The sequence below is a fragment of the Peristeroidobacter soli genome, from assembly GCF_004138485.1.
In the GTDB taxonomy this organism is placed as follows: domain Bacteria; phylum Pseudomonadota; class Gammaproteobacteria; order Steroidobacterales; family Steroidobacteraceae; genus Steroidobacter; species Steroidobacter soli.
In genome coordinates this window covers 944,306-956,892 of sequence record NZ_RYEV01000004.1, presented here as the reverse complement: position 1 = coordinate 956,892, position 12,587 = coordinate 944,306, and the positions used below count along the sequence as shown (strand labels likewise).

Genomic DNA, 12,587 nt, shown 5'->3' with positions numbered 1-12,587 from the left:
CTCAAGCGGCGCGCGTGGTGCGCTTCTCGATGCGTTTTTCGAAAGTGCCCTGGATCAGGCGGTCGACATAGATGCCCGGCGTATGAATCTGGCTGGGTTCCAGCTGACCGGGCGCGACGATCTCTTCGACTTCCACCACGGTGATGCGGCCGGCGGTTGCGGCGGCGGGATTGAAATTCTGCGCAGTGTGGCGGTAGACGACGTTGCCGTACCAGTCGGCCTTCCAGCCCTTCACGATGGCGAAGTCGGCGTTGATCGACTCTTCCATGATGTACTTGCGGCCTTTGAACTCGCGCACTTCCTTGTTCTCGCCTACGGGCGTGCCGTAGCCGGTCGCGGTGAAGAAGGCCGGGATGCCGGCGCCGCCAGCGCGGATTTTCTCGGCCAGCGTGCCTTGCGGAGTGAGCTCGACCTCCAGTTCGCCGGAGAGCAGCTGCCGTTCGAACTCGGCGTTTTCGCCGACGTACGAGGCGATCATTTTCTTGATCTGGCGATCCTTGAGCAGGATGCCGAGACCGAAGTCGTCGACGCCGCAGTTGTTGGAAACCACCGTCAGCCCCTTCACCCCCATGCGCCGGATCTGGGCAATGAGGTTCTCGGGGATGCCGCACAGGCCGAAGCCGCCGGCGATGACTGTCATGTTGTCGGTGAGGCCGGCGAGTGCCGCCTGGTAACTGTCGACTCGTTTATCGAAGCCTGCCACTGCCTGTCTCCGTGGGTTCGGATGGGGACAGCTTGGCATGCGACGATTCAGTTGTTAAGTTGGAAATTCCTGCCGATTCTTTTGCCCGGTAAATGAGTCCATGACCCCTCGCCAACTGGAAGCTTTCGTGGCCGTCGCGCAGACCCTGAGCTTTGCCCGGGCCTGCGAACGGCTGCACATGTCGCAGCCGGCGCTGAGTCTGGCGATCCGCAGCCTCGAGGATTCCCTCGGCGGGCGGTTGCTGTCGCGCACGACCCGGCAGGTCAAATTGACGCCGGAAGGGGCGGCGCTGTTGCCTCAAGCCATTCAACTGCTGGCGGATTGGGAGAACGTGCGCGAGCGCTCTCGTCAGCACTTCACGCTGCGACGGGGGCACGTGACGATCGCGGCCATGCCTTCGTTCGCGGGCAATGTGTTGCCGCAGATCCTCGCTGAATTTCGCGGCAATTTTCCGAACATCGAAGTGACGGTGCACGACGTGATTCACGAGGACGTGGTGCGCATGGTGGCCAACGGACGGGTCGAGCTGGGATTCGGGTTCGAGCCCGAGACCGCCAGTCAGTTGAGCTTCCACCCGCTGTTCATGGATCGTTTCGTCGCGATCGTGCCGGGTCGCTCGCCGCTCGCGGAGTTGCGCTCCGTGTCGTGGGCGCAATTGTTGACCAACAATTTCATCACGCTGCAACGGCCGTCGACCGTCAGGCAGCTGTTGGAAACATCGCTGGCCGCCAGCGAGATGGAGCTGCGAGTCGGCGTCGAATGTCACCAGCTCGTGACGGTCGGGCAGTTCGTAGCCTCAGGGTTGGGGGTCAGCGTCGTGCCGAATCTGTGCGAACGGCAAATGACCGCGCTCGGCGCGCGAAGCGTGCAACTGACGCGGCCTATCATTCGTAAAGCGGTGGGGCTGATGACGCGTAACGATCAACAGCTATCCAGCGCGGCGGAGGCGATCCGTCAGGTGGTTGCTATTCGCGCGCGCAAGTAGCAACGCACGCGTCGGCGGAAACATCGTCGTCTTCACCGACTGCAAGCGACGTTCCCCATACCACCAGGCCCGCGAGCGCGAGACCGCATCCCACCCAGCCGGTGGAAGTCCAGCCCCAACCCGCAGCGATGGCGAGGCCGCCGAGGAACGGTCCCAATGCATTGGCTGCGTTGAAAGCGCTGTGATTCAGGGCTGCCGCGAGGGTTTGGGCATCGCCCGAGACTTCCATCAAACGGGTCTGCAGGACGGTGCCGAGTCCGCCGCCGCAGCCGATCATGAATATGACGATAGAGAGTGCGAAGAGGTTGCCGGCTGCAAACGGAAACAACGCGAGAGACACCGCGCTCCACAACAGAATGCCGCCAACGGTTGGCATCACGGCGCGATCGGCGAGCCAGCCCGCAACCAACGTACCGGCCGTCATGCCGAGTCCAAACATGCACAGGACCAGCGGCACGAATCGATTCGACACGTGAGTCACTTCGATGAGCGTCGAGGCGACGTATGTGTACACGGCGAACAGACCGCCGAAGCCGATGGCGCCGATGCCCAGCGTCAACCACACCTGTCGACGTTTCAATGCACCGAGCTCTCGCAGCGGGCTCGCGCCCTTGGGCGGTTCGTCATGAGGAACATACTTTCGAACCATCATCACGGTCAGTAACGCGAGAATGCCGACCACGCCGAAACCCCAGCGCCAGCCCATCAGCAGACCGATCCAATTCGCCATTGGCACGCCGATGATGGTCGCGACGGTGAGTCCGAGCATGGTGCGTGCTACTGCTTGCGCCCGTTGATTGGGAGGCACCGCCGAGGCGGCCACGAGTGCGGCGATACCGAAGTACGCGCCGTGCGGCAGACCGCTCAGGAATCGAAACAACAGCATCCATTCATAGGAAGGAGCGAGCGCGCTCATCACGTTGGCAATGGCGAAGACGCTCATGAGCGCGATCAACAGGGTGCGTCGGGCTACTTTCGCGGCGAGTACCGCGATCACGGGGGCACCGATCACGACGCCCAAAGCGTAGGCGCTGATGACGTGGCCTGCGGTGGGAGCATCGATGCCGAGCCCGACGGAGAAGTAGGGCAGCAGGCTCATCGAGGCGAATTCGGTCGTGCCAATGGCAAAGCCGCCCATGGCAAGCGCCAGGAACAGCAGTCCGACGGAAGGAACGCGTGGCTGATCAGTAACTTGCAATGGAAATCCGGGGCGCTGAGGGGAGGCTTGCATAGCATTGCAACATGATTTGCATAGCTATGCAATCGGGCGTACCCTGCGGCCGCGCTATTAATAAGAGAGGGGGATCGGGAGCCATGGCAAAGCCGCCATCATCGATCGACGTCGCGCGTCTCGCGGGCGTTTCGCAGTCGGCCGTGTCGCGCACATTCACGCCCGGGGCGAGCATCTCGCCGGAGACCAAGGCCAAGGTGCTGGCCGCGGCCGAGACGTTGAACTATCGGCCGAACCTGATCCCTCGCATCATGCTCAAGAACCGCTCGAACATCGTCGCGGTGGTGGTGGGCAGTCTGGCCAATCCCTATCACTCCAAGGCGCTGCAGGCGTTCGCCGGCAAGCTGCAGGCATTGGGCAAGCAAGTGATGCTGGTGCAAACGAATTTCGATCGGTCGCTGGACGAGGTCGTCGGCGAGCTCGCGAGTTATCGTGTCGACGCGGTGGTGAGTCCGTTGGAAATCACCTCTCCCGATGTCACGGCACTCATCGATCGGATGCGCATTCCCGTGATCACCCTGAACTCCGACCACATCAGCGAATGGAGCGCGACCGTTTCATCCGACAATGAAATGGCGGGCGATTGTATCGCGCAGTTGCTGTGGAGGCGCGGCGGTAAGCGGTTTGGATATATCGCTGGTCCTCGCGACAGCCCGTCGCAACAACAGCGTGAAGCGGGATTCCGCCGCGGGCTGGCGGCCGTCGGCATCACCGACTGCGCATGGGAGCAGGCTGACTACTTCTACGAAGGCGGTTATGCAGCGGCTCGAAAAATGTTTGCTACGGATGCGCCGCCGGATGCTCTGTTCTGTGTCAACGATCTGGTTGCGCTCGGCGCCATGGATGCGCTGCGCGTCGAGCTCGGTTTGAAGATACCCCAGGACGTGATGATCGCCGGCTACGACAACATCGCGGCCACCGGCTGGTCCGCCTATCAATTGACCACGTTCGATCAACGCATCGACGAAATGGTGAGCAATGCGGTCGCGCTGCTGGAGCGGGACTGGGCACCGAGCGCACAGTCGTTCATCGCACCGACCCTGGTGGAGCGGGCGAGCACGCGCGCTGGATAGCCGGTGACCTCTCGGTCATTGCTGATGTCCTTGGTCCTGTGTCCTTGGGCACGTATCGATCAGTCATCGCTGCACTTAAGGTGATCGCATCTGCTCCGGGAGGTGCGTAGCACTCATGCGGCACTGATCGTCGATGTACCGCCATCATCGTAAACCCATCATTTTTGCGTCGCTGTTGCTCGGTTACGGTGGCTCGCCCCTGGTCGTCCAGGCGCAGCAGCCGCCGCCCCCGCCGCCGAGACCGGACAGTGGGCAGATCTTGCAGGAACTCGAGCGCGTGCCGCCTTTGCGACGGCAGCGTACTCCCGAGTCGCCCGTGCCACCGATTTCCACGGCCAAGGAGCTGAATGCGAGCTCTTCGGAAGATTCAACGCTGGTGGCGGTGCGTGGCTATGCCATGCGCGGCAATACAGTGTTCCAGGCTGATGAGTTGCTTGCGCTGATTCACGACCGCACCGGCACGTTGCGATTGTCGCAGCTCGAAGAGGTGGCCGCGGTCATCACTCAATACTATCGACGCCACGGTTATATGGTGGCGCGCGCCTATCTGCCGCCACAGGACGTGAGCGACGGCCTGGTGCGGATCGAAGTTCTGGAAGGCCGATATGGCGAGGTGCGGATCATCAACTCTTCGTCGTTGTCGGAAGATCGCATTCGCGCCATCGTTGCGCGCTCGTCGTGTCCGCATGCCGATTCCTGTACCGGTGAATTCGTTCGCGACCGCCAGCTCGAGGAAGGGATGCTGAGACTGGCGGATATGCCAGGCGTGGCGGTGCGTGGTGAGCTGCAACCGGGCCAGGAGATTGGCAGCGCGGATCTGCTGGTGACGGTGGCGCCAGGGCGGCGTCTCACTGGCGAGTTCAATGTGAGCGACTCGGGCGGTCGGTATGTGGGCAGCGAGCGCGCGGTGGTCGCCCTGACGCTCGCCAATCCGATCGGCTGGGGCGACAAGCTGAATCTGCAGACCGCGTACTCCTCCGGCAGCAAATATGCCGCGCTCGGCTATGACCTGCCGGTCAACAACATCGGCACCCGGGCATTCATTTCCGGCTACTGGATGGACTACGAGCTGCAGGAAACATTCCGACCGCTCGGAGCCGAAGGCGACACGGTGGGCGGCGAGATCGGCTTCAATCACATCCTGGTACGCGATGCCCGCGGCAATATTTCCTTCGGTGCGACCTACGGGCAGAAGTCGGTCAAGGACGAGACGGCGGTTACCGATCTGGCCAGGGAGCGGGACATTTCCACCTACACCGCGCGATTCGACGCTGCATTGAGCGACGCGTGGTTCGGATCGTCGGCCGGCAACCGGATGTCGCTGGCGTATACGGGCGGCAAGAATGACATCAAGGACGCGGTATCGCTGCAGTTCGATGCAGCCACTGCACGCACGCAGGGGTCGTTCCAAAAGCTCGCGTGGTGGCTGTCGCGAAATCAACAGCTCGCGCCGCGCTGGAATCTGGTCGTGCGTCTCAATGGACAGGTCGCCACCGAAAACCTCGACTCTTCCGAGAAGCTGTATCTCGGCGGGCCGTACGCCGTGCGTGCCTATCCCGTCGGAGAAGCGGCGGGCGATCGTGGCTATCTGGGCACGGTTGAGCTGCGTCGGCTGTTCGACGGACCTTTCGATGGTTTGACGCAGGTCTCGGCCTTTTACGATCGCGGTCATGTGCGTATCAATGCCGAGCCGTGGAACGTGGAAGAGAACGAGCGCACCCTCGAAGGCGCCGGTGTCGGCGTCGACTGGAATCATCGATACGGCTGGTCGCTGAGCGCTGCCATCGCGTTCCGTGGCAGCGAGAAAGTCCAAGCGGGCCCGGATCGTTCCTATCAGGTGTGGGTGTCCGCGGGCTATCAGTTCTGACCTGGCGGTCAGCGCAGCTCGCGGATCAACCCGATCATGTACACCGACGCATCTTCATCGTCCGTCTTGTAATTGTCCCAGGTGAGCCGGGCGCGCCATTTGCGGTTGATGGCGGCCTCGATGCCCGCGCCGTAGGTCATGTCGACCCCGTCGATCTTGTGGTTGGTGGAGCCGCCATCGACCGTGGTCACTTTGTACTTGCTGCTCCATCGCCAGGCACCCGCCTGCGCATGCACGCGGAAGCGCGATGCGAACGAGTAGCTCAATAACATCTTCACTTCGCCGCCGTCGCCGGAGATGGGCAGCACGTCGCGAATGTCGCTGAACTGCACCGCGCCGATGCCGGTGAGCTTGGTGGTGATCTTGTCGAGGTTCACATAGCCGGCTTCGACGGCCAGCCAGTCGTTGAACCGATAGCCGCCGAACAGTCGCCAGGCCTTGCGGTCGGCGCCATCGACGGTCGGCGTGCCGGGAATGCCTTGCTCGGCCATTCTGGCCGCGACCTGCTCGGAATCGATGTCGGTCGAAGCGCGTCCGAGCTGGCCGCCGAAGTAGACGACGCTCCAGTCCCGGTCCTGCGCCTGGGCCTGCGTGGCGAGCAAACATACGACCAGCGCCAGCGGCGGGCCGAAGCGGGAACGTCGGCGGATCAGTACGAACATGAGCAGCACTCCCATCGTCAACCATTCGAATGAACCGCCGCCGCCGCGACTGGTGACTACGACATCGGCGGTGGGGATGAAGCTCACGGTGATCTGGCAAGGCGAGGTGATCGGCGCGGTTACGTACGTGTCGTCCTCGTTGAGCGTGCCGGAGCAGCCCGTGGCTGTGATTTCACCGATTCCGTAGCCCTGCATGGGCGACAGTCGGAACGTCGCGTTGTCGCCATGGATGATGGTCGATTGCGTCGGCGAGACTGTGCCACTGCCCACGCTGCTGGCCTGCACGTCATACGTGTTTTGCGTGAAGGTAGCGGTGACTGCGCACTGATCCATGATCGGTCCGGTCCGATAGACATCGCCGTCGAACCCGCCGTCGCAGCCCGTGACGCTTTCGATGCCATAGCCCGCATTGGGCGTGACGGTGAATACCGTGGTCGCGCCTTCAGGCACTGGTGTTTCGCTCGGGCTGATCGTGCCGCCCACGCCGGCGGTGGCGCTGACCATGTGCAGGATTTGTGTGAAGCTCGCCGTGATGGCGCAAGCTCCGGTGATCGGCGCAGTGGTGTATTCGTCGCCATCGAGCGTGCCGCCGCAGCCGGTGACCGTGCTGATGTAATAGCCCGATTCGGGCGTGATGATGAATGTATGTTCCGAGCCGTAGCCTGCCGTCACGTTGGTCGGGCTGATCGAGCCATGTTCCTCGGCGGTCGCGGTGATCGGGTGAGTGTCGAGTGTGTAACTCACTGCGACCGTACACGGACCCGTGACAGGATCCGTCGTATACGTGTTGCCGATGAGCGTGCCGTCGCAGCCGCTGATCATGCCGATGCTGTAGCCGGTGTCGGGCGTGAGCGTGAACGCGATGTTGTCCCCGTGAGTCGCCGTGATGTTCGTCGGCGTCACCGTACCGTTGCCGCCCGCGACCACGCTGTTCAACGGATAGGTTTTCAGCACGAAGGTGGCGTTGACTGCGCAGGCGCCGGTGATGGTGTCGGTGGTGAACGTGTTGCCACTCAACGAACCGCCGCAACCCGTTACCGTATCGATGTCATAACCAGTGTCGGGTGTGACGGTGAAGCTGGTGGTGCTGCCGTAATTCACAGGCGTGCTGGACGGTGTGATGGTGCCGCCCGTGCCAGCGCTCGCCGTGATCGCATAGCTGTTGAGAGAGAACGTGGCGCTGATGGCGCACGCGCCGGTGATCGTGTCCGTCGTGAAGCTGTTGCCGCTCAGCGAGCCGCCGCAGCCGGTGACGCTGTCGATGCTATAGCCGGTGTCGGGTGTGACCGTGAACGTCGCTGTCGTGCCGAAGTTCACTGGAACGCTGGCGGGACTGATCGAGCCGCCGGGGCCGGGTGTCGCAGTCACCGCATAACTGTTGAGTACGAACGCGGCGCTGATGCTACAGGCGCCGGTGATCGTGTCAGTGGTGAACGTGTTGCCGGCGAGCGAGCCACCGCAGCCGGTGACACTGGCAATGCTGTAGCCGGTGTCTGGCGTGACGGTGAAGTTGATCGTCGAGCCGTAACTCACCGAGCTGCTGGGTGGAGTGATGGTGCCACCCGTGCCTGCCGCTGCCGACACTGTGTAACTATTGAGTGTGAACGTTGCGTTCACCGAGCAAGTGCCGGTGATCGTGCCGGTGGTGTAGGTGTTGCCGGCAAGCGAGCCACCGCAGCCGCTGACGGTGCCGATGCTATAGCCCGTTGAGGGTGTGACGGTGAAGTTGGTCGTCGAACCATGGCTCACCGACGAGTTGGCTGGAGTGATACTGCCGCCGGTGCCGGCGCTCGCCGAGACGGTGTAGCTATTCAGTGTGAACGTTGCATTCACCGTGCAAGTGCCGGTGATCGTGCCGGTGGTGTAGGTGTTGCCGGCGAGCGAGCCACCGCAGCCGGTGACCGTGCCGATGCTGTATCCGGTCGACGGCGTGACGGTGAAGCTCGTCGTCGAGCCGTGATTCACAGGCGTGCTCGGCGGTGTGATCGTGCCGCCCGTGCCGGCGCTTGCTGTCACCGTATAACTGTTCAGCGTGAACGTTGCGCTCACTGCGCACGCCCCGGTAATGGTGCCGGTGGTGTAGGTGTTGCCGGCGAGCGAGCCACCGCAACCGGTAACAGTGCCGATGCTGTAGCCGGTGTCTGGCGTGACCGTGAAGCTCGTCGTCGAGCCGTGATTCACCGGCGTGCTCGGCGGTGTGATCGTGCCGCCCGTGCCGGCGCTTGCTGTCACCGTATAACTGTTCAGCGTGAACGTTGCGCTCACTGCGCACGCCCCGGTAATGGTGCCGGTGGTGTAGGTGTTGCCGGCGAGCGAGCCACCGCAACCAGTGACGGTGCCGATGCTATAGCCCGTCGTGGGTGTAACGGTGAAGCTCGTCGTCGAGCCATGATTCACCGGCGTGCTCGGCGGTGTGATCGTGCCCCCCGTGCCGGCGCTTGCTGTCACCGTATAACTATTCAACGTGAACGTTGCGCTCACTGCGCACGCGCCGGTGATCGCGCCGGTGGTGTAGGTGTTGCCGGCAAGCGAGCCGCCGCAACCGGTGACGGTGCCAATGCTGTAGCCCGTTGTTGGCGTGACCGTGAAGCTCGTCGTCGAGCCGTGATTCACTGGCGTGCTCGGCGGTGTAATCGTGCCGCCCGTGCCAGCGCTCGAGGTCACGGTATAACTATTCAATGTGAAGGTCGCGCTGACCGAGCATGCGCCGGTAATCGTGCCGGTGGTGTAGGTGCTGCCGGCGAGCGAGCCGCCGCAACCGGTGACGGTGCCGATGCTATAGCCCGTCGACGGAGTAACAGTGAAGCTCGTCGTCGAGCCGTGATTCACCGGCGTGCTCGGCGGTGTGATCGTGCCGCCCGTGCCGGCGCTCGCCGTTACCGTATAACTATTGAGCGTGAAGCTGGCGCTGACTGCGCATGCCCCTGTGATCGTACCGGTGGTGTAGGTATTGCCAGCGAGCGAGCCGCCGCAACCAGTGACGGTGCCGATGCTATATCCGGTCGACGGCGTCACGGTGAAGCTGGTCACGTCGCCGTAGTTCACGACGTTACTGGAGGGGCTTATCGTGCCGCCCGTGCCGGCATTGGCTGTCACCGTGAATGTATTGATCGAGAACGTAGCGTTTACAGCGCAGTCAGCTACGATGATGTCGGTGGTGTAGGTGTTGCCGACCAGGCTGCCGTTGCAACCCGTCACCGTGTTGATCGAGTATCCAATGTTGGGTGTCACGGTGAAGCTAGTGGCGTTACCGTAAGGCAACGTCGTGCTGCCGGGACTGATTGTGCCGCCGGTGCCGGCGGTGGCGGTTACGGTGTAATTGTTCGTCGTGAAAGTCGCATTGACCGTGCACGCGGCATTGATCGGGCCGGTGGTATAGGTATTGCCGACCAGCGAGCCGGCGCAGCCGGTCACGGTACCGATGCTGGAACCGGTATTGGGCGTGACGGTGAAGGCCTGGGTGTTGCCGGGTACGACGTTGGCGCTGCTCGGGGAAATCGAGCCGTCGCCGCTGATGCTCGTGCTCACCACGAAGAACGGCGGGTTGAGGAAGTTGATCGCCAGGTCGCTGCGCACCGTGTTGCTGACCAGGCTCGCGTCGTCGCCGACGAAGGCCTTGTCGAGGAAGATGATGCCGAGATTGGCGATCGAATTGGCCGCGGTGTGATTGGTCGCGGCGCCGGCAAAGGACAGCGTCGCCGTGGTGATGCCGGCACGCCGCACTCGAACCGTCAGGCCCGCAGGGACGTTCGTCACCAGCACCTTGCCGGTGTCCACCAGATCCTCGCCCGTGACGCCTGTGAACTGATCGCCGTAGAGCGCCAGCGTCGCGGTGTCCACGATGGTGCCGTTGTTGGCTGGGGCTTCGGAGAAGGCGGTCTGCGAATAGGCGAGACTGCGCAGCGCTGTCGGCGTCGACGTCGAAAACCGGATCGTGAGATTCGGCGAGGTCGACTGGGTGATGCCGGCCGCGCTGCCCCCGGTGAATGCGCCATTGGCAAAGGTCACGCGAACGTTGCTGACGGTGTTGGCATCGGCGTGCGCGGCGGCGTTGCCGGTGAAATAGATGGTCGCCTGCGTGGCCGAGTTGCGCTCCACCACCATGGTCAGTCCGGCAGGAACGTTGGCGGGCGTGTAGAGGCCGGCGAGGTTGGACACGAACGTGTCGCCGAACAAAGTGACGTTGATGGTCTCGAGCACGGAGCCGTCGTTGGACGAGGACTCGGACACGAGCAGCGGCGAATACGACAGGTTGGGATCGCTGAACCGTATCGAGATATCCGAGCGGGTCGAATTCGCCACGTTGGCGGCGACATTGCCAGTGAACGCCGAGTTCTGGAACGCCACGCCGACATTCGGCACTGACGCCGCGGCGGTACGCGCCGTCGCGTTGCCGGTGAAAGTCAACGTGGCCTGCGTGGCGCTGTTACGAGTCACAACCGGCGTCAGTCCGGCGGGAACGTTGGTGAACGTAACCTTGCTCAATGCGACCAGGTTGTCGCCGTTGTTGCCGGTGAACGTATCGCCAAACAGCGTGATGACGGCGCTGCCGGTGACGCTGCCGTCGTTGGCCGCGCCCTCATCGAAGGTGAGGTTGTTGTAATCGAGCGCGGTGCCGCTGAAGCGGGCCGTGATATCCGAGTCGCCGAAAGTCGGTGTCACGACGCAAACATTGGTGCTCGGAATGTAGTCGCAGCCGGTCCAGCGTACTGTGTAGATGCTGGCATTCGGAGTGGCCGTCAAGGTAGTGGCCGTCTGCTCGGTGGTGGAGACGGAGCAGGTGCTGCCGCAATTGATGCCGGCGGGCGATGAGACGACGGTGCCGGACGAGGTATCCGACAGGACCGAGAGAGTGCGGTTTCGCGGCACGCTGGAGGCAGCGCTGCCGGACAGATTCAGCTCGATCGGACCGATCGTGCAGGAGCCGCCCGTTCCCTGGCCTCGCGCCAGGCCGCGTTGATCGATATCGGGCGTGGTACTGCAGCCATTGGTCCCGGCGGGAATGCGCGTGAGATCGGCAGATCCATTGTCGCCTGGGACCGAGGTGTAGGTCCGCGCGGAGTTCAGGGCCAGCGCCCCCAGCGCTGGATTGCCAGTGATATCGGTGGGGGCCAGCGTGATGCCGGTACCGGACGCGATGATGTTGTAGCCCTGGGACACCACGCTGCCGGAGTTCACCGAGAAATTGTCCGTGCCGATGCCGGCAGGTTCGTCGCTGTTGCCCCAGAAGATGGTGTTGCGGATGAACGCCTTCGAGCCATCCATGCGAAACGCGCCGCCGGCGCTGGTGGAGCTTCCCGTCATGGAGTTGTTGATGAACGCGGAATGGCTGATATACACCAGCTTCTTCGGCGACTGGATGTAGATGGCGCCGCCAAAGCTCAAGGTCGAGCTGTTGTTGTAGAAGGTGGTGTTGGTGATGTTGACGGTGCCTTCCTCGCCGAAGCCGAGCACGCCGCCCTGCGTTTGGGTCATGTGATTGTCGTAGAACGAGGAGTTGCGGATCGTGACATTGCCTGCCGAGTACAGGACGCCGCCCCAGCCGTACAGCAGATTCCGGGCGGTGCCGGTGAAGTTGCAGTAGTCGAGGACGATCAGGGTCTGAGGATTGCCGACCATGCGCCAGCGGTAGAAATTCACGCCGCGAAAACGCAGCGTGCGGTCGGCGCCGGTGAAAGTGAGGGTGTAGGCATTGACCGCGTCGATGGTGACGCCGGTGGCCAATGCCATGGCGTCGACGGTCACGCTCTTGCCGGACAGGTTGATGTCCGAGGCGAGCACGATGGTCTGGCCGTTGAGGCCGGCGGCGAAGTAGATGGTGTCGCCATCCGCCGCATTGGTGAGCGCCTGGCGGAGCGTGCCGGCACCCGAATCGGCGGTCGATGTGACCTGGATGCTCGCGGCCTGCAGCCGGGCGGCGAACATCGTCAGTAACAGCGCGCCGAACAGGAAGCGCAACCACGTGGCGAATGTCACATTCGTACGGCGGATGTATGCGAGGTGAGTCTTGCGATCCATCGTTGTTTCCGCCACTCACGAATTAAGGTTTCATGACGTTACCCCGCG

6 protein-coding genes are annotated in these 12,587 nt (G+C 62.9%); 3 read left to right on the top strand and 3 right to left on the bottom strand.

The genetic code is table 11. From position 1 onward, the window contains the following. Position 1: 1 nt before the first annotated feature. Positions 2-703, bottom strand: coding sequence for a CoA transferase subunit A (locus tag EKO19_RS19670; RefSeq protein ID WP_129778142.1), 702 nt, complete (start codon positions 701-703; stop codon positions 2-4). Between the two features lie 100 nt (positions 704-803). Between EKO19_RS19670 and EKO19_RS19665 the strand changes: the two genes are divergently transcribed. After that, positions 804-1,688 (top strand): LysR family transcriptional regulator, encoded by an 885-nt coding sequence (locus tag EKO19_RS19665; RefSeq protein ID WP_129778141.1) that lies wholly within the window; start codon positions 804-806, stop codon positions 1,686-1,688. Here EKO19_RS19665 and EKO19_RS19660 read toward each other — a convergent pair. Continuing rightward, positions 1,669-2,826 (bottom strand): MFS transporter, encoded by a 1,158-nt coding sequence (locus tag EKO19_RS19660; protein WP_407676660.1) that lies wholly within the window; start codon positions 2,824-2,826, stop codon positions 1,669-1,671. The two genes, EKO19_RS19665 and EKO19_RS19660, sit on opposite strands and share 20 nt — an antisense overlap. A 176-nt stretch (positions 2,827-3,002) precedes the next feature. Between EKO19_RS19660 and EKO19_RS19655 the strand changes: the two genes are divergently transcribed. Together EKO19_RS19655 and EKO19_RS19650 are read left to right on the top strand one after the other, a co-directional pair. Beyond that, the gene (locus EKO19_RS19655) at positions 3,003-3,992 is read left to right on the top strand and encodes a LacI family DNA-binding transcriptional regulator (RefSeq protein WP_175597117.1); all 990 of its coding nucleotides are present in this window, start codon (positions 3,003-3,005) and stop codon (positions 3,990-3,992) included. Positions 3,993-4,125: 133 nt separating this feature from the next. Next, positions 4,126-5,859 carry a ShlB/FhaC/HecB family hemolysin secretion/activation protein gene (locus EKO19_RS19650; protein ID WP_129778138.1) on the top strand — a complete coding sequence of 578 codons (1,734 nt, stop codon included), beginning with the start codon at positions 4,126-4,128 and terminating at the stop codon, positions 5,857-5,859. A gap of 8 nt (positions 5,860-5,867) precedes the next feature. Here EKO19_RS19650 and EKO19_RS19645 read toward each other — a convergent pair whose 3' ends face one another. After that, on the bottom strand, positions 5,868-12,539 hold the full coding sequence (locus tag EKO19_RS19645) for an InlB B-repeat-containing protein (RefSeq protein WP_129778137.1): 6,672 nt from the start codon (positions 12,537-12,539) through the stop codon (positions 5,868-5,870). Positions 12,540-12,587 lie beyond the last annotated feature (48 nt).